This window comes from candidate division KSB1 bacterium (assembly GCA_022566355.1).
Classification (GTDB): domain Bacteria; phylum Zhuqueibacterota; class JdFR-76; order JdFR-76; family DREG01; genus JADFJB01.
The window spans coordinates 1-20,400 of sequence record JADFJB010000088.1 but is presented as its reverse complement, the minus strand read 5'-3'; the positions used below and the strand labels follow the sequence as shown (position 1 = coordinate 20,400).

General features: G+C 38.6%; 14 protein-coding genes. 1 reads left to right on the top strand and 13 read right to left on the bottom strand.

Going from position 1 to position 20,400, the window contains the following annotated elements:
• The 11 genes from IIC38_14480 to IIC38_14430 all read right to left on the bottom strand — a co-directional run.
• On the bottom strand, positions 1-765 hold a 765-nt coding region (locus tag IIC38_14480), incomplete at its 3' end, for an AAA family ATPase (protein MCH8127141.1).
• Between the two features lie 365 nt (positions 766-1,130).
• Complete coding sequence (locus IIC38_14475) at positions 1,131-2,321, bottom strand: hypothetical protein (protein ID MCH8127140.1); 1,191 nt, start codon at positions 2,319-2,321, stop codon at positions 1,131-1,133.
• An 81-nt stretch (positions 2,322-2,402) separates the two neighbouring features.
• Entirely contained in the window at positions 2,403-4,718 is a 2,316-nt protein-coding gene (locus tag IIC38_14470) for a hypothetical protein (GenBank protein MCH8127139.1), read from the bottom strand.
• A 119-nt stretch (positions 4,719-4,837) separates the two neighbouring features.
• Entirely contained in the window at positions 4,838-8,206 is a 3,369-nt protein-coding gene (locus tag IIC38_14465; protein MCH8127138.1) for a hypothetical protein, read from the bottom strand.
• A gap of 55 nt (positions 8,207-8,261) precedes the next feature.
• Positions 8,262-10,295 (bottom strand): VWA domain-containing protein, encoded by a 2,034-nt coding sequence (locus IIC38_14460; GenBank protein MCH8127137.1) that lies wholly within the window; start codon positions 10,293-10,295, stop codon positions 8,262-8,264.
• 10 nt (positions 10,296-10,305) lie between these two features.
• A complete protein-coding gene (locus IIC38_14455; protein ID MCH8127136.1) occupies positions 10,306-11,220 on the bottom strand; it encodes a DUF58 domain-containing protein in 915 nt (304 codons plus the stop codon).
• 274 nt (positions 11,221-11,494) lie between these two features.
• The gene (locus IIC38_14450) at positions 11,495-12,493 is read right to left on the bottom strand and encodes an AAA family ATPase (GenBank protein ID MCH8127135.1); all 999 of its coding nucleotides are present in this window, start codon (positions 12,491-12,493) and stop codon (positions 11,495-11,497) included.
• A gap of 118 nt (positions 12,494-12,611) precedes the next feature.
• A complete protein-coding gene (locus IIC38_14445) occupies positions 12,612-13,370 on the bottom strand; it encodes a DUF4159 domain-containing protein (protein MCH8127134.1) in 759 nt (252 codons plus the stop codon).
• A complete protein-coding gene (locus tag IIC38_14440; protein MCH8127133.1) occupies positions 13,354-15,993 on the bottom strand; it encodes a hypothetical protein in 2,640 nt (879 codons plus the stop codon). The genes IIC38_14445 and IIC38_14440 overlap by 17 nt, the downstream gene beginning before the upstream one ends.
• A 4-nt stretch (positions 15,994-15,997) precedes the next feature.
• Positions 15,998-16,744, bottom strand: coding sequence for a DUF4159 domain-containing protein (locus tag IIC38_14435; GenBank protein MCH8127132.1), 747 nt, complete (start codon positions 16,742-16,744; stop codon positions 15,998-16,000).
• Between the two features lie 341 nt (positions 16,745-17,085).
• Positions 17,086-18,183 (bottom strand): diguanylate cyclase, encoded by a 1,098-nt coding sequence (locus IIC38_14430; protein ID MCH8127131.1) that lies wholly within the window; start codon positions 18,181-18,183, stop codon positions 17,086-17,088.
• Positions 18,184-18,434: 251 nt separating this feature from the next.
• On the opposite strand from IIC38_14430, the gene IIC38_14425 reads away from it, so the two are divergent.
• The gene (locus tag IIC38_14425; protein ID MCH8127130.1) at positions 18,435-18,572 is read left to right on the top strand and encodes a GNAT family N-acetyltransferase; all 138 of its coding nucleotides are present in this window, start codon (positions 18,435-18,437) and stop codon (positions 18,570-18,572) included.
• A gap of 172 nt (positions 18,573-18,744) precedes the next feature.
• Here IIC38_14425 and IIC38_14420 read toward each other — a convergent pair whose 3' ends face one another.
• Positions 18,745-19,362, bottom strand: a complete 618-nt coding sequence (locus IIC38_14420; GenBank protein ID MCH8127129.1) for a tetratricopeptide repeat protein — start codon at positions 19,360-19,362, stop codon at positions 18,745-18,747.
• A gap of 183 nt (positions 19,363-19,545) precedes the next feature.
• Positions 19,546-20,400, bottom strand: an 855-nt coding sequence (locus IIC38_14415) for a Ku protein (GenBank protein MCH8127128.1), incomplete at its 5' end; no start/stop codon positions are given.

Below are 20,400 nucleotides of genomic sequence, written 5' to 3'. Positions count from 1 at the left end.
ATCGACCAAAAGAATTCCGGAAATTTGACCGTCATTTGATAGATTTTGTGCTATAAGTGCCCAACCAAATAAATCAAGTATCCACAAAAGTGTCATTTGGAATCCATCAGCCCAACCTTCAATAGGAATTTTTTTCCCGATCTTAGGTCCAGATATATAAACCCCACCTCCCTTTTCTATGTAAATCTTATCCATTGGAGCTAATCCCATGATTTTCTTTATATTTCTAATGGTGCTTGCATAAAAACTAGATCCAAGGTAATCTTTTAAGCGTCTTATTACTAATTCTCTGGGCCAAAAGTCGGCATCATATCGAAATAAAGAATAAACTGAATCGGCTATTCGATAGCGTCTAACTTGAGGGGCTCCTTCAAGGGCTCTTGCTGCTCCATAACCGCAGACAAATATGGCACCATTTATTTGTGTTTTTTCACCTACTTCTTCCTTCCCCTCAATCTTTTTTATTTGTGTAGTGATTTTTATTTTATTCAAAGGATTTTTTTGATCAAATAAATCTATGTATATCCAGCCCTCCTTTTTATCTTCTAAAATTAGCTCACCAAAATTCTCTGCTAAGAGACCGTTCCCATCAGCTTGATCACATAATCCAATGGCCAAGCATCTCAGAATAGTTGTTTTGCACGTACCATTCTTGCCAATTATCAACTTATTATTAACTATATTATTTTCGTTTGAATTAAAGTCAATAATTAGTTCTTTAAATCCTCTAATGTTAATAAATTTCACGCGCTTTATTAAAAACATCTTAATATCCTAATTAAAATCCTATTAAACTTAAAGGTACCAGATTATTCGCATTTTGACTTTAGTGATGTTCCTTAAAATAACTGTTATCCCGAATTTGTGTTATTATTAATAGCAATTCTAAAAAACTTTTACTCTACTTTTTTTACAAGTTCAAGTTTTTTGAATCTCGCATATTATCAAGTATAATTTTGATATTTTCATAAACAGCAAATAGTAAAGATTGAATTACTTGTTTGGAATTATGATTCTCAAATGTATGCTAATATTATTAATATAGAAAGAAAAATTTCCCAAAAATAAATTGGATAGAATTAACAATCAAATTTTATTTACAAAATACCTTCCTTATCATTATGTCTTTCTTATTTCCCCCCACCCTTCAACTCATCCAATCGAACATTAATAATCGCCAAACGAATAAATAGAGGCTCCAGCATACCATAATATTCATCTTCTGAATAATTGGTTTTGTTCACTTTTAGCAAGGAGATTTCTTCTTCGACTTGATCCTGGTCTTGCACCAGCTTAACCAAAACGGTATCAGAAATTCCAGTCGCAGTAAACAGAAGGATTTGTTCGCGTTTTAGATAGGTTTGGCTGGCGAGAATGCCCTCACCCTGGGCCATGAGGTCATCGCCGCGGTAACCAACGCCGTCGCCGGTATCGTCCAGCAAGGCATGTTCTGTGGCGATATGGTTGTTATCTGCATACCATCTCTGGGTTAATTCGGAAGCAGAAAGAAAAATCTCGGCGATGTCGAGATTGCCATCTTTATCCAGATCCGAGCCGGGGTTATTCATGGCTTCGATCAAATATTGCGGGAATAAGGTTTCATTGCGCTCCCTGCCGCTTTTGGTGGCTGAGATGATGATTCTGTTTGCGCCGCTCAAAGATTTCACAAACGGGCCGCTGCAACTGGCGGTATTGATGAAAATGATTTTCTTGGCGTTAATAGTCTTGACCAGATCCGCATAATCGATGTCTTTCAAATCCCGTCGCGGGATATTGAGCACTGCATTTTTGCCATTGTAACTGCCGTGGCCAAAAAGGATAATGTATAAATCATCATTCGGTGTAATTGTAGAAGAAAGAGTCGTGAATTGGGATTTGATATTTTCAGCATTGGAAATGTCATCGATAAAATCTTCACCATCCGCACGAGAGGCGGCCAGTACAATTATATTTGCTTCCGAAAATTGGAATCGATCGACCAAGGCTTTCCTGGTATCGAATAGATAAGCATGAAATTTTTCTTCATATTCTTTGCTGCCACCGATTCCTGCGATGAGTAAGGCATAACGTTGCTGGTTTATTTGGGCATGGATAGGTTGAGTTGTTGATACCAAAGAAATGCAAGTAAAAACAAGTATTAACACTAACTTAGCAGGTAATTGAGTTTTTGTTGGAGGTTTCATAAGCAATATTTTAGCCATGGATTGCGGATTTATCACGGAATAAAAATCGCTGACACTGGCATTCAGGAAAAACCAGCGCTTTACATAGGTCAAAATAGATTCCTTCTGAATGACATGTTTCGGCGTTTGAAATTTCATTTGGCAATTCTTATTTTATCTTGTTAATCCTGTCTTAATTTTCCTTTTTCCTTTTTCCTTTTTACTTTTTACTTTTTACTCTTAAGGTAATCCTTTATATCTCCTATAAATCCATTCCGCGGAAAGCAGGATTACAATCAATAAAAACAATAGTGGCATATCCCAAATATATTCGGAACGTATGATCGATGTGCTGGATTTCCTGGATTTCAGATTTACTGGAATATTGCCAACTTCTGCGGGCTCATAATAATATCCATTCGCCAGGGCAGCCATATTCTTCAAAAATCCTTTTTTTAGCGTGGCATTGTAAAACTCTTTTTTCGATGGCCGGCTAATGATACTCTGATATTGTTTGCCAATTATCTTGCCATTTAATTTCGATTCTACTTCGATGGAATACATACCCGTAGTCTTCGGGACAAAGTTAAAGGTATACTCACCTTCTTCATTCAGCTCGGGTAAAAATTGCATCTGGCTAAGATTTTTATTTGGATCAGTCATTATGCCGGTTACTTCTACTTCCGATAACGGATCAAAGTTTTCGTCAAATAAACTTACGCGAATCGGAATTTCGACATTTGGTTCCACGCGATCATGGGCAAGGCTTAAACTTACATGATTCGGTGCGCCGTCTCCTAGCCAACGAATAAATTGCCGCCAGAATCGCTCATGTTTGGTATCGTTTGCTTCCAATAACATCTGCCATCTCCAGGTGCTGGCGGTAGCAAGCACGGCTGTCCTGCCCCTGCCATAGCGCTGCACTACAAATAATGGTTCTGAATTCCCAAACCGATCCTGGGGCTTTTCTGCAAGTATTGTAGCAGCTGGTTTTTTCGCACCAAAATAATTGATGCTGAACAGCCTTGGCATCGTGTTCCAAACCCGCCTATTTTTTATCGGATCAGGTACAAGCTTTAGAATTGGATTTTCCAATCCTTCCTGAGTTGGAACAAATTGAAAACCACGCTCCTCCTTCGGAATATTTGGATCATTAAAATTGGGACTTATGACCGTTTTTCGTTGCGGATCAATCTCTACCGGTAAAATATCTGCAATAGGTGTATTCCAATAATCACCTTCGGCAAAGGAATTTTTTCCTCCCAGCATCAGGAATCCTCCCCCGCGTTTCCGGACAAATTTTTCAATCATTTCAAGCTGTTCGATGGAGAAAGAGCTTGCATCGATGTCGCCGAAAATGATCGCTTTATATTGATATAATTCTTCTTCATCGCTCGGGAATCCACCCTTAAGTTCTTCCGGATTTTTAATGCCCTGACGATAATATTTCCCTGTTCCAGTTTGGGATATTGAGGTAAAATCTACAATTTGATCTTCCTCCAGGGCTCTTTTTATAAATTTAAATTCCGTGCGAAGATGTCCTTCAAAGTACAAAACCCGGATGGTATCTTTTTTTGAATCAATTAAAATATTCAATGAATTATTCTCTGTATTCACCTCATTTGGCAGCGGAGAGATTTGCACCGTGTATTCAACCGATTCTTCCTCTTCCGGATCGAAAAAGAATGAGAAGTGATCGATTTTGCCATTTCCTTTTAGATTCACCTGCTTTGTAAATACCAGTTTTTCACCGCTATAAATATTGAATACCGCTGGTTCACTTTCTTCGATCCAACTCCTGACTTTTACTTCAATTTCGGCGCCTGAACCCGGTTGGATACCTCTATTCGTTTTCACCTCCAGCAGCTCCCGATCCTGTTCTAAATGTTCTTTGCCCAAACCCACAATGTGAAGCGGTGTGTTTGAAAATTTTAGCTCTTCCGCAATTCGTCTGGGATTCTCTAAGCTGTTATCACCGCCATCGGTAAACAGAACGATACCGGCCAAAGGCAATCCTTTGAAATCGGACAAAACCCGCTGAAACGAGGCTGTTAAATTGGTTTCAATTCCTTGTGGTGTTAGATTTGATAAACTATCTATTCGTGTAGCACTACCACTGAAAGCATAATATCTGATTTTGAAATCTCGCTCCAATTCCGACAGTATTTCGTTATCTTCGTGATAAAGAATTTTTCTGACATCCTCATAACGGCTATCGCCAAAATAACCATCCGGTATGCCCATACTGGCAGAATGATCCACCATCACGGCAATAAAATTCTCATTAGGAATAACATCCGGGCTTAGCAAAGAAGGTTCAAAAAACGGCAGAAACACCAAACATAAAGCAACGATTCGAATACCCAATGAAATCGCTTTAAATCGATTTGAGGAATAGATTCTTGACAGGTAATAAAAAGTAATAAGGCCAAGGATCAAAAATGTCAATAGTCCCCAGAACAAGAACGGCGAGTTCACCGTTTGAAAAACGATACTACCCTCTTCAAGTTGAATGGGCTTGAATTTTAGAAGAATTTCGATCCAGGTATCCGGCATGTTATAATGTTATTTTTTTAAAAAGCCTTACCACAGAGGCACAGAGAAAAAATGCTTGCAGACATCTCTGTTAATTTGATCCTCTGTGTCTCTGTGCCTTTGTGGTGAAATAATCAAAATCACTTTGAAATTGACTCAAAATACTTATCAACCATTTTTTTGTATTCAGGCGGAACTTCTTCTTTCCGCAAACTGTACAGTTTTTTCTCTAACTCAATTCGATCCAGGCGATTTAACAAATAGGTCTCCAATTGTGACAAGGGATCATAAACTTTGTTCTTAAAATATTCTTTTGCCTTTCCTCCGAGTAACGTGCCAACATTACCCTGTGAAAACATTCTGCGGGTATTGTTCAGTTGCTGGCGAAAATCAGTGTCATCTTGATATTCTCGTTCCATTCGCTCCAAGGTTTCCCGGGCTCGTTCAAAAAGGTTCCTCATACGTGCAGCTTCGTTGCGGCCAGCGCGTCCTCTATTTCCTCCTCGCGACTGATCACCTTCTTGAGCTTCTTGTTGATTATTATTTCCCGGTTGTGGCTGCCCTTGAGTCTGCTCCTGGGATTGTCTTTGATTTTGTGCCATGGTCTCTTGAAAACGTCGCATCAAATCCCTTGTATCTTCAAGTGATCGATTCAACCTCTGCTCTTCGGTTACAGGCAACCCACCTTGCAATTGTTTGACCTGGTCTTCCACCATGCTGATTCCCGCTTTGATTTCCTCTTCAAGCATATTCGCATAGGTTAACCAACCTCTTTCCAGCAGCTCTTTTGAACCACGCATATTTTTTTCAATATTTTCACGTTGTATGGTATTTTGGATATTTCTTAAACTGGTGGCAATTTTCGGGTTTTCTTGCCGGGATGATTCTTCTATTGCACGAGCCTGATCTTCCAGACTATTCAGTTTGCCGATCAATTCCTCTCTTTTCTGAACCAGGTTTTTTAACCGGTTGGTATTAACAATCCCCTCATTTTCTTGATTTCTTTTATACTCTTCGCTGATATCATTCGCTAATTGACGTTCTTGCTCATCAAACTCTCTGAAATTATCAGTAAATTCATCCAGCATATCCCGAACATCATCTGACAGCGACAGTCTCAAATCATTCTGAAGCCTGTTCAGCTCATTAATAGCCTGGCTCTGGCGCGCCATAGCTTGCTGAAAATTATTATTTTTCAAATCCTGCTCAGCATTGCGTAAATTCTTTGTGATTTCATCAATACGATTTTGCATTTGCCGGGAAATTTTGTCATTATTTCTGGCCTGCTCCCGAAACTGGCTGGCAAGATTTTCGGCATCATTACGTAATTGTTCCTGGTCCCTTTTCAGGCGATCCAGCTCTCTCCTGTTATTCTGTTCTTGAAGAATTTCCCGGCTTTGCTGCGCTAGCAATTGCTGCTTCTTTGCCAGTTCTCTAAGCTTCCGCAAAGTGTCATCAAGCTGTTGATTCTGTTGCTGCTGGTTTTGTTGCTGGATTTCATATTTATCCTTCGAAATATCAAGCTCCAGATCCATTAATTCTGTCATTCGATCTTCACTATTACCACCACCCCCGCCTCCTGCCATTTGTCCTCTCTGGATGAGTTTCTCTTTATTTTTAGCATCCGCACGTAATAAAAATGTGAGCGCCTTACGCTCCGGTGTTAAAGCCTTCTTCAAATCTTTTTCAGACAGAACTTTTACTGCTTGATCCATCTGTTCAACGGATTTGCGTAGTAAATCTGCAATCTCTTTGTTCTCATCATCGACTGCCATTTCTACGGAGAATGCGGTCGTGTTAATCCGCTCATTGATATTATCTTTTAGATTTGATTGGGATTGTTTAATTGCATCCACAGACTCATCAAACTCGTTTTGTTGCATCTCATTTTTTTTGCGTAACAGATTCCAGGTTGCACTAATGATGGTTTGTTGATTGATCACCATTTGGCTTCCCTGTTGACCACCTCCCCCTCCGCCACCCCGATTATTGAGCTGGGTAAATTTTGAATCAAAGGGAATTACTTCGATAAAATACATATCAGATTGAATGGCTTCCGTTTCAAGAAAATTATCTTCCGCTTCTACGTAATAAGAAATAACGTCTCCAGGCTCAAGGAAATAATCTTCTAAATAGAAAATGTGATCACCTGTTATTTCTGTTTCTCGTGACTTATTTGCCCTAAATAACAGGACGGACTCTTCCTCTTCGCCATTCACTGAAAACCAGATTTTCGCACTTTTCACGCCAAAATCATCGGAAATGGAAACATCGATTAACACTTCCTCAACAGCATTAACACGAACGTCCTTTTGTGGATCGTTTATCGAAATAATCGGCAATGCATCTTCAACAGCAGTAATTTGATATTCGATCGGGAATTTATTATTCTTCTCCTGTCCATCTGCCAATTTGATATGATATACCCCGGATTCACGCAGGTTCATTTTACCCTGGAATATACCGTTCACCTGGGAAGTCAGTTTAATAGTCTCAACGTCATTCAGCACCAACTCCCCTATAATTGGCGCACCTGAAGTTTTGATAGTTAATGTTACTTGCGATCCTTGTAATCCGCGGATGATTCCGGTATTTACCTCGACCCGATCCGGCAAACCTGTGTAAGCGGGATAATGGTATTTTAAGTCGATTTGAGTGACTTTTGGAAACTCATAGATATCAATATTGAATTCTGTGGAACGGATTTCCTGAAGCTCCACATAATACACTGCAGGTTCTTGAACACTGATCAATCGAAAAATAGACTTTTTCCCGTCTATACTTTTATTCATTTTTTCTTTTGCCCAAACATCATCAGCCATTTTGTAATGTAAGAATAGTTCCTCATCTGTTGCGGCTTTAAGTTCAGCAATTATGTCAACCGACTCTCCCTTTTCAATTTGAATATTGCCCGGTGTAATGTTGATAATTTCCTGTCCAAAGTGGGTTTTCGGATTTAAAGAGAATTCCATGTTGGATGAAATTCGACGTATGTCTTCCATATAGGAAAAAGTTATTAATAGAAAGAGGAAAAATAAACCATAGGCAACAAAGGCAAGTTTTCTTTCCTTCTTACGATCTATAATTGTTGTGAATCGAATTTCTTTAATTTTGAGTGTTGCATCATCTATAAGCCTGTCAATAATCAAGTTCTCTTCTTTTCCTTCTACAGGATGGCCTTTAAGTTCTACGGCGCTGTTGATTCGATCCTCCATATCCGGAAATCTCTCTTCAATAAACAACGCAATCTTGTGATCTTCGATGGTAGAAAATGCAGGTCGGATAATATACCATCCTATTTCAATAACCAGCGCTACAACAAATATGGTTATGATCAAAGTTTGAATAAGAGATGAAATCTCAAAAGAGGCTAAACCAATAAAATAAAAACAAGCAAACCCGACAAAAGTTAGCAGAGTTATGGAAATCCCATGCTGCAGCGTTCTGAGCTTTAATCGTTTTTTTATTTCTTTGATTAACTGGTCGATTTTCTTGGGCGAAGTTCGCATAACAAAAACCTTCTATTGTTTATGACAAAAATGATTGATTATTATTTTCATTTGTTCAAGCCCGGCGATTCGCCAAAAAGGTTTCAAGTAAAAACAATACAACAATAAAAAACAGTATGTATCGCCACATTTTTTGGTTTTTCTCGTCCTGGTTCATACCCGTAAGATCGGCTGTTTGGATTTCCTGTTCCGCTGTCCTAGGACCTGTAACAGCCGCGTAAACTTCTTCAGGATCTCGCACTGATAAATCCGATTCACTAGCATTAACATTGACTGAAAAATAATATTTCTGGCTATTTAGAACTGCCTGATAATTTCCCGGGATTTCCGTATCGCGAAAATAACCTAACCCGGATTGATCAATTTCAACTTTGAATATTTTGTCTCCAGGTGCACTAATTTCCCAAACGTCTCCACTATTTCCTTCCAGGAGAATAGCATCGGCAACAAAGAATGAATTTCTCTTTGCGGATGATAAGGTGGCATATTTTACCAATTGATAAACAAAAGGTAAATAAATTTCATTAACGGGAAAATCACCCCACTCTGTGTTAAATGTCGAAGTAAATACGATTATTTTTCCATCACCTAAAATTCGTTCGATCAAAAACGGGTCACCGGTATCATACCTTCCGATTACCATTGCGTTGGAATCCGGAGTAATTTTAAAATATTGTTGAAACTTCGGATTAAAAATATCACCGGTTTTGGATTGCGCAAAAACCGAAAAGACAGGATGTTTGAAATCAACTTCGCCTATGATTGCGCTTGCAGATTGAATCTTGCGAACCCTGACTTTCTCTGTTATGACTCCAACACCCAAATCCTTTAGGTTGTTTGAAAACCTACTTTGGTTAACAATATCTCCAAAAGAGATTATCAATGTACCCCCTTTTTGCACATAATTTTCTAATGTACTCAACTGTGTTTTTGAGAGCGATCTTACATTTGAAAGAAAAAGAACTTGAATACCAACTAACTGTCTTGTACTTAATTTGCTTGTCCTCCCTCTCGAAAACCGGTATAATGACTGATCACCCATATTTATACATTTCTCAAGATAAAAAGCACTGCTATTAGAATATTGCGGAGAATTGTCAATACATAAAATAGAGGGTCTTTCGTCAACCTCAAAACCAAAATAATAAACATTGTCAATTGGAAGCTTATCTTCATTCAATCTTAAATTCCCCTGGTATAACCCTTTTCTCAAGTTTTCCTGTTGAAAGTAAACCTGGCTTGAAATTCCAACACCGGTCTTTTGAGCATCTACCTGTTTCCCATTGACTATTAGTGTAACTTTGTTCGAGGTTTCTTCTTCCGGAATTACAATCTGAAGTCCATACCGGGTAGCAACTTTCTCTCCACGTCGCTTTTTGTTCAGGGTAAATTTTTCTATGTATGCATTAACGGGGTATTCTCCACCGATTTGGATCGGGATAAAATGGATTGCAGGATCAATATTCCAATTTTCGAATTGATTGCTTAAACCGTTTTTCTGCAAATCTGAAATCAAAATGATTTGTTTGTCCTTATGTTTAGCATCCTTAAGGATATCTTCCGCCAGCCTAACCGGCTTGTAGAAATCTGTAGTTCTATTACTCGGCTTGAGTGAACTCTTTACTATATTTTTATGCATCGACACATCTGTGGACAGCTCTGATAATTGCCGGGGTTCATCAGAAAAAACTACAATTGAAAATTCATCTGCTTCATTTGCTTCATTCAACCTGTCTTCTATTTCTTGCTTTGCTTGTTCGAATAGATTGGCATATTGCATGCTGTAAGAATTATCAACTAGAAAAACAACTGATTTATTTTGAATTTGAGAGATGAATGGGATAGCCTCTTTCGGGATAAAGGGTCGAGCAAAAACAAGAGCCAGAATGCCAAGGATAGCGCATCGGATAATCAATAATAATAAATCCTGCAACCTCCTTCTTCGAATGACTTCTTTGGGAGTTGCTTTAAAAAACAACAGGGAACTAAACTTTACTTTTCGAGCTCGTTTATTCCTTATCAAATGATAAAGAATGGGAAGCAATGCGGTTGCAGCTGCAAAAAGAAAAATTGGATTAATGAATGACAAGGTTACTCACTTATTTTATTGAACTTCTTTTTGACAAGTATTTAAAAAGTGCATGATCCAACGGCTGATCGGTGGTCAAAACCGTATAATCAATATTGAGTAAACCGCAATTCACAGTTAATGATGATTTAAATTCATCCAAATTATGTTGGTAAGTTTCTTTTGCTTGATCTGCTGCCAAAACCATTTTTTCACCGGTTTCCATATCCTCTAATTCCAGAATACCATCGTATTCAAATGACAATTCGAGCGGATCCATAATATGAAAGACGATGACATTATTGCCGTTAAAGCGAAAATGTTTTAACCCTGCAAGGATATGATCGAGACTATCGAGGAGGTCAGAGATGATTATTACGATACCTCGCTTTTTCAAATTATCAGCTAATTCATGAAATGGTTTACTCATGTTCGTACTGGCATCGGGCTGGACTGTATTTAAAATATTCAAAAGGGTATGAAGGTGGCCCTTACCACTTTTGGCCGGAATATTTTCTTTGATTTTGTGATCAAAAAGACATAAGCCGGCGCTATCTCTCTGGCGAATCATAAAATAGGCAAGGGATGCTGCGAGATAAATACTATATTGCAATTTTGAAATGTGTGTCGAGGAATAATCCATAGACTTACTGGTATCCAACAAAATGCTGCAATTCGTATTGGTTTCATCCTCGAATTGTTTTATGTACAATCTGTCAGAACGCATAAACAACTTCCAGTCAATCCTCATAGGATCGTCACCAGGAGAATAAGGCCTGTATTCGAGAAATTCGACACTAAAGCCTTTGTATGGACTTTTATGCAGGCCACCCACGAATCCTTCGACTACTCCACGAGCGAGTAGATCCAAATTTGATATTCTTGACAGAATACTAGGATCTATTAATCGTGTCGGGCTACTTTTCTGGTTAACTTCGCTCATCATTATATTTAATTAACCTGACCTATTCATAAACCTTATCACTGTCATCCCGTCACGACGGGATGACATTAGGAAACTTTAAGCTTAAAAGCTGATTCATGAAATTATCCAGGTTAACTATATTTTTATAAGTTCGACATAATAAATTTTAGGGAAAATATGCACAATTATCAGCCTTCGACTCCATTCAGGCTGTTGAAGTTAAGCCATGGTGAGCAGAATCGAACCATGAATTCACTTATGTCGATCTCACGTTGTTCAATCATTTGTTTTCTATTTAATCCAATCCTGATATGGGTTCGCTAACTTCTTCAAGAAGCATCTCGATGACTTTATCCGAATCAATATTTTCCGATTCAGCATAGAAATTTGTTATGATCCTGTGACGTAAAACCGGTTTTGCCAGCGTTTTAATATCTTCGATGGCAACATTATATCGCCCATGAAATACAGCCCGAACTTTACCGCCAAGCAGCAAGTATTGAACGGCTCGTAACCCTGCGCCCCAACTTACCCATTTTGAAACAAATTCCGGTCCCCCGCTTTCGGTTGGCCGGGAATTACGCACAAGCTTAACAGCATATTGAGCAACATTATTAGGAACAAATATCTTTTTGATAATATGTTGGAAACCCAACACATCCTTGCCGGTTAATACGGTTTTGAGTTGTTCCTGATCCTGAGAAGTCGTCTGTAAAGCCACGTTCAATTCATCATCTTCCGAAAGATAATCAATGATAATATTAAACATAAAACGATCCAGCTGGGCTTCAGGAAGTGGATATGTTCCTTCCAACTCAATGGGATTTTGAGTTGCCATTACAAAAAATGGCCGTTCCAGTTCAAAGAGTTCACCACCTGCAGTTACCTGGTATTCCTGCATGGCTTCCAAAAGTGCAGCCTGGGTTTTAGGCGGTGTTCGGTTGATTTCATCAGCCAGAATGATATTCGCAAATATGGGACCTTTAACAAACTTAATAGACCGTTTACCGGTCGAAGTATCCTCTTCTAGAACATCAATACCGGTAATATCTGCAGGCATTAAATCCGGTGTAAATTGAATTCGTTTATAGGTTAAATCCAATATTTCCCCAAAGGATTTTACCAATAGGGTTTTCGCCAATCCCGGTACCCCGGTGATCAGACAATGGCCACCGGCAAACAAAGCGATCAAGACAAGCTCTATCACTTCATCCTGTCCGATGATGACCTGGCGCAATTGATCTAATATTTTGCTTTTACCTTCTTGTAATTTTTCAAAAGCTTCCTGAGTTATGGTTTCAGATCCCTGGACTTCCTGAACTGTTTCCAAATTTTCCAAATCATATCCCTTTCTTTATATAGATAGATTTAACTTATAATACGTTAGGCGTTTTCTTTCACTTTAGGTACTTTTAATGTGTCAATGCGTAGATAATAAAATTGATTCCCATTTGAAAGCTAACAGTTGAAGCTTCTGCCAGGACCCGCCGGCCAAAAGGATGCTCCCAACCGTCTCCAATGTCCTGGTTATAGCAGATTATGCACATCAACCGACCTTTATCGTCAAAGATGCCGTAATATTCGTCGTCGTATCTACTTAATCCCCATTTTGCTGAAGCAGCTTCAATCGGATCGATATCGTAAAAAATGGACCAGACAGCATGATCCGGTTGTAGCATTACAGGCTCTTTATTCGGGAAAACCTGTTTAATATTGAAATAAAAATTATTCCAATCCCTGCCTGCAAAATCATCAAATAGTATAAATCCGCCACGATGTAGATATTTTCGAAGATTCTTGGCTTCCTCAGCATCCAGGGCCCAGTGTCCGGGTTCACACAAATAAAGGATCGGGTATTCAAAAATTCTTTCATCTGTTAAGGTAAGAATGAGCGGTTGGTCATTGACCCGTAAACCTGTTGTTCTTTCAATAGCCTCCAGTAAATTATATTCAGCAGTTGGGTAATCATGACTCCAGAATCCACCACGGCCACCACGCCCCCTTCCAAATCCACGACCACTCCATTCACTGGGTGTATCGGTATATTTTATACGGATAAATCTAAAGCCATGATCATATTGAGCAGCCGCCTGTTCCGGAAGCAGGAAATAAAATAGAGGTACTGAAAAGATCAGGATGAATTTCCTCATCTTGTTACTGCATATTCTCATTTAAGTTATCCACACATTTAAGAAGCAATTTCTGCGCATCGCGATAACCAGGCGCCGATTCCAGTGATTTTAAGACTTGTCTTTTTGCATCAAGTGTATTGCCGAAGTTATAATAACTCAATGCAAGTTGATAATATGCATTCGATCGGTCAAGTGGATCCAACGCCAATATAGCCTTGCGTTCTTGCGCCTCAGTATGAAAGTTTTGTGACTCTTTGAATAAATCGGCCAAACGGATGTGAGTATTCAGATCATACGGTTCTACCTGCATCGAGCGGAGATAGTAAGATTTTGCGCTTTCATTCTTTCCCTGGTATTCATATATGTGGCCCAGCTCCCTTGCTTCCTTCGCGCCAAATTCTGATACTGTTAAATACTTCTCTAGAATGCTTTGCAACTTTGAACTATCACTTTCTTCACGATAAATATGCGCCAAGCCCAGGTACGGATTGCCGGATCGTGTGTAATAAGGATAAATCTCAAGCGCTTTTAAGAATTTTTCTTCAGCTTGTTGATATTTGTTTTCTTTTACAAGTTCATTAGCTTTTACGAGATTTTCAAAAAAAGGATTTTTTGATTCTATAAATAAATTTTTGAAATGTGACTTTTCTTTTTCAACAGAATTAATAACCGGTGGTATGTTTGTAAATACAGGACCAAATATTTCTCTTTCAGCTTCAATGTCCTGCCAGAGTAATTTTTCGACCTCATCTATATTCAAATTAAGGACAATTTGAAAAGTTTTCTCAAGGTCGTATCCGTTCCCAAATCCCTCTAACATCTCGACAATCGCTTTGAACCCGTATCTCTTTGTTAAATATTGGATGAATTTCCCGGATTGATAATAGGTCAGCATGATCTGTTCAGGATATTTTGGCCTGGTAAATCCTTCATTAATATCCCTCAACGACAGGAGTAAACCCTGATCCCTTGCCGAGTAAAATTCCATATCCATTTTTCTGTGCCAATATCTACGAGCCCGCATTTCCTCATAAACCGACAATCCTTCAGTGAACCATCTTGGCACCCTATTATTCGATAAACCCAGCGCCATCACATGCGCCAGTTCGTGCCAGAGGGTCCGGGCCCAATTATATTCACTATTTGGCTGTGCCCTGGGTGTATCCAATGCCAATACATCTCCAAAACAAACACCCAACAAACTAATACCGGGTAGCCCGCTAATCCGCACGGCAAAATCATCGTGGTCATTGTAGGCTTCAATGCGAATTTTCTTCTCTGCCTGGTATGGATATCTTTTTGCCAATGAATCGAAACACTCTTCAGCGAAGGCGAGAATCGGTTTGCCAAGGATATCGCTTTCAGACTTATGGATCATTAGGCTGAAATGTTCGCTTTCAAGGTTCTCAAAATTGGCATATTCGTCCAGGAGTTCCAGTGTATTCCGTGCAAACACATTAAAAGGATCTCCTTTAAAACCTCTCTCAAGATAATAGCGGGCATTGTCAATTTCTCCAATCCTTAGTAGATTCGCACCGATTAATGCGTAAGCTTGCCAATTTCTTTGATCTTTCGAAATTGCTTTGAAGCAAAATTCCACCACATCTTTATAGCGAAACCGACGGACACAATTTTCTGCCAATATTGTATAGAAATTACTGCAATAGCGATTTATTTCCAAGACCTGGTTTTCAATTTTCGAATAACCGGACTTATCACCTTGTAAATGAAATATTGTAGCTAAATACGCCAACGACGGCTCATAAACCGGATTGATTTTAAGCGCTTCCGCAAGCGTTTGTTCCGCTTTTTCATAATCGGCATCCAGGATTTGTAATTCCGCCAACAGGTTCAACGCATCAATATGATTCGGATTTTCTTTTAGCGCTTTATTGGCTAATTCCCCTTGTATGGTTAATCCTTGGGAGGATCGCGCAAATCCAACATACAAATCAGCGTTGTGAGGATTTAATGAAATCGCTTCTTCATAAGTTCTCTTGGCATCGGCAGTATTATACTTTGATGCAAACAGCTCGGCCCACCAGGCTAAATTTTGTATATCTTTAGGGTCCACCTGGTGTGCCAATTTATAAACCTGGTTCGCTTCATGAAAATCCTCAAGCTTTGCGAAGGCTCTGCCGGCAATGGCAATAGATTGAGCATCTTTCAATCGACCCCGGCGATATTCCAAAGCGATCGTTCGATAATACCCGTATGCCTGATTTTTTCTCCCTGTAATTTCCAGTAGATTTGCGATTTCCAATAAATTGGGCAAGTATCCGTCATCAATATTCTGAGTATTAATGAAAACCTGCTCCGCTTTACTTAACTTTCCAATAGCGACTAAAAAGCGTCCTTTTATGTAAAGAAGGGATGCATCTTCCGGAGAATTATTTAATAATCCTTCAACACGATTTAAGCCATTCTCATATTCACCGAGGTTGAGATAGGTTTCAAAATAGATTTTTATGATAGCACTATGGTTTTCATCAGTAGTCTCTATTAGCGGTTCAAAAAGATTACGGGCATCTAAATACTTGCCGCTTTGGAAGGCTTGATTGGCAATAGTAAACTGATTATCGGATTCCTGGGCATATGCCAAGACACAGACATACAGGCTAATAAGAATTGTGAAGAAAAATTGTGTGATTTTTTTGGTCATGTGACTAGTGTGTTAAAGCATACATGATAAAGTTAATGGCCATTTGAAAACTAACCGTTGAAGCTTCAGCTAAAATACGCCTGCCAAATGGATGCTCCCAACCATCGCCAATATCCTGATTATAGCAAATCACGATCATCAAACGTCCGTCATCGTCAAAGATACCAAAATAGGCATCATCGTATCTGCTAAAATCCCATTTGGTTGATGCAGCCTCAACAGGATCAATGTCATAATAAATCGACCAAATCGGATGATCGTTGGGCAATAATACAGGTTCTTTATCAGGGAACACCTGCTTGATATTGTTATACATATTATACCATTGCCAACCAAAACCGCCATAGTCGTGGAAATCATCGATGATTAAGAAGCCGCCGCGCAGGAAATACTTTCGCATATTTTTAACTTCTTCTTCATTGGTCATCCAAAAGCCAGGTTCGGTAAGGTAAAGCACCGGGTACTCAAAAATCTCTTCATCCAGAAATGTAAACACCAAAGGATCGCCCATTAAGGTTAGGCCGGTGGTACGCTCGATCGCTTCGTGCAAGTTATAATCTGAAGTTGGCCAATCTGTGCTCCATGCTCCCCGGCCATATCGCCCCCAACCTCTGCCGCCCCTGTTTTGGTTATCATCATATTTGACCCGAACAAAACGAAATCCAAAATCATCCTGGGGTAACACAATATTTGGATCAGTTAAAATCAGCACCAACGGAAGAATTTGAAAAATAGTTTTTTTTAAGGTCATCGCTAATTTGGAATATTTAATGACACATTGATTCCAATATCTGAAAGTTTTTAAAAATTATGAATAAGTCTTGATATTTGCCAGTAAGCTTGGAGGTGTTATAAAAAAGTAAAGAACATTACAAATTTTAAACTTTAAAATGAGAAAATAATTTTAAGATAATCTTTAAAACACCTTGATTGGCACTTCTGTTCCATTAATGAAAAGAACATAAAAACTTTTATTAAACTGCATTTTAAATTGGGCAAATAATTGTAGAGATTACGGATAATACGAATATAAGTTTAATTATGAACGCTTTATTGTGAAAATTAGGTATTACCAAAACAAGAACAAAAAGCTCAAGTTACACCATGGTCATCTATTTCTATTCTGTCTCTGCCATTTTGTTTAGCTTGGTAGAGAGCCATGTCTGACCGTTCAAGCCAGTACTCTTTTGAATCCCCGGGTTGTAAGCATGCAATACCAATAGAAACTGTCAGCTTCAATTCAATATCTTCATGCTCAAAACAAAGTATTCTCACTGCTTTTAGTAATCTGTTAGCAAGCATTTTTGAAGCGTTTAGATTTTCTTGGCGCAAGATAATACAAAACTCTTCACCACCATAACGAGCCACAAAATCACTTTTGCGAGGAAAAACTCTGATGATACAATCTGCTAGTTGTCTTAAAACTGAGTCCCCAGCCTGGTGTCCATACGTATCATTAATGTTTTTAAAATGATCCACATCTACCATTAATATGCAGGCCTCTTCACCGGAAAACATATTCAATTCAAATGTTCGAGATAAATGATCATCAAATGATTTTCTGTTGTATAGTTTTGTCAATGGATCAAATGAATTTTCTTCTTTTGCCCGATTTAGTTGATCGCGTAACAAAATAAGTTGTTCACCTAATGATTTAATTTCTTTATTTTGACGCTGTTTACGATTTTCAATATTTTTATTTAATATTTCAACGACAGCATATGTTTCCCGTTTAATCTCTTGGATGGAATTTCTTTCCAACACTGATTTAAGCCGGTCTAATTGAACTAAACATTCTGAGTCTGTAATTTGATCCTCATGGATTGCATAACTAAAAGAATGAATAAACGACCAGATAACGTCTCTAAAATCACCAACAGTTTGGTTTACAAATTTGTTCTCGGTTTGACGATGTTTAGAGACAAACTTAAGCATGCCGAGCCAATCCCGTTTGATTCTTGAAGATTTATCTTCAATTATTTGTCCACTGGGTTTTGGTGCACCGATAAGAATATGTCGTGACCAATCCTGAAATAGTTGGTTTATTTCTTTTGAATCTATCTCATATAAATCAAAGGAATACTCGCCAAATATTCTTAATATTTCTCCTGTGGCATCAATGACCCTATCATAGTCGGCCTGGCTTAGATTACTATTTGAAGACCCATTTCCCCCATTAGTTTTATTCACTAATCCATTGTTACTATTTTTTTGTATTTGGACCTGTTTTTTTTTAAATTTTGAGAATATCATTTTGCTACTTTGAAAAACTCATTTGTTTTATAAACTCAAGTTTAGAAAAAGCTTATGTAATAAATTATATTATCGGCATAATTAGCATCTTTTCTTATTCAGTTCATAGGCCAAAAGAGATACCATTAGAAGTTGCGGAAGTTAAAGAAGAATTGGCGGCTGCGTTCTATTTATAAAATGAGAGCTGGATGTCTATTTCTACAGGCTTGCTGTTTTACCCGGAGTACCAAAGTAAAGGAATTGCAAAAAGTCTGATTGGTTATGTTGAAGAAGCTACTATTTTGGCAGGGTACGACAGAGTGACTTTGGGAATGCGAATTTATTAGCCCCCTAGGGTATTCGATAGTCGAATCCCATGAAAGATTTTCAGAACCAACTTATTATGAGATGGGAAAAATATCCATTGATTCTTTAGAAGATTTTTATGATCAGTTTGTTTGATTCTTAGGAGGATTAAATTCGGGGTAAAATAGTATACGGATTTTTTCTAATGTATGGTTATTGGCCGGTCATCGTCAATTTGATACTCTTTAGCAATTCGTCCGCTTTGCTACCTTCCTCATCGGATGTTAATTCTTTGTATTTGTCCAAAGCGATGGCAGCTTCGGTAAAATTATCATTCATAGCATGAACCAAGCCAAGGTTGAAATAAACATTCGGGAAACCAGGCTCGATCTCACCAGCTAATTGATAATGAAGACAGGCCATTCTTAGATCGCCGGAATCAAAATATAAATTCGCCAGGTTATAATGGGATTCCAAATGCCGGGAATCATGTTTCAAAGAATGCGTGAAACAATCAAATGCTTTGAAAGTGTCTCCACTTTTCGATTCTAATATTCCCAGGTTACAATATGCATCGGCCACACAATCACTGCTGGAAATAGCCTTCTTGTACGCACTTTTTGCTTTTTCTTCATCCCTTTCATCCAAAAGCAAAGCTTCCTCAAAAGGACTCAAAGACAAGGGTAAAGCAATAATCTGGGCATCCGGTTTAGCAAATAAGTTCAGTTGACCGGGTTTTCTCTTCGGATCAGGCTTCTTTGTTTTTTTGACACGCTGGAAACCAAACTTGGATGGCGACTTGGTCGGAAATTGAAGAATTTTACCCATCATTACCCCACGCATTTTTGTATTGTTCTATATTTAATTCAAGCAAAAGAGTATGCATGATTGAGGTTTCAATTAAATCTGATGGAAATAACTCGTACGCCCTTCGAATCCGTTCAGGGCGCTTCATTTACAGGTTTACAATAAACAGTACCCTGAGCGGAGTCGAAGGGTGTTAATGTTCATAATTTATGCAGATTTGCGCTTTCGACTTTTGGTTGATTTCTCTTCGACTTTGGCAACTTCTGCTTTCTTGGCTTTGCCAGTGGCTTTCACCATCGGTTTCTTTTGTTCTTTGGCTTGTTCGATGCTTTGTTTCAGCGCCGTCATTATATCAACCACCGGTTGTTCTTCTTCTTCGACAGTTATGATTTCCTGGCCGTCAATCTTCGCCTGGATCATTTCACGAAGTGAATCATTGTAATTATCTTTAAGCACGATATCAGAAAAGGATTTTGTCATTGAATCAACGAGAGTTTGCGCCAATTTAAGTTGAGTTTTATCCGCTTCAACTTCATCCAATTGCGGCACATCATTCATATTTCGAACTTCACTTGGGTAGCGTAATTTATAAAGCAATATGCCTTTTTCATGAGGTGCAATAAGAACGATATCTTCACGTTCACGAAGCACAACTTTACCTATTCCGAGTTTATTGCTATCCCTGAGTGTTTCAGTTAATAGCGCATAAGCTTTTGCAGCAACTTCTCCATCCGGACCGACAAAATATGGAGCATCAAATAAAGTCGGGTGAACTTCCGATGCATCAACAAATCCCTCAATGTCGATCACTTTTGTACTTTTCAATTTCAAATTATCAAAATCACTCGGTTCGACGATAACATATTGGTCCGGTTCGTACTCGTAACCTTTGACAATATCCTCGGGTTTCGCAACCTGCTCGCATTTTTTACATTTTTTTTCATATTTGATTCGACCATTACAATCTTTGTGAAGTTGATTGAAACGTACGGTTTGCTGTGATTCGATGGCATTATAAATCCGAACCGGAATGGTTACCAGCGAAAACCGGATATGGCCTTT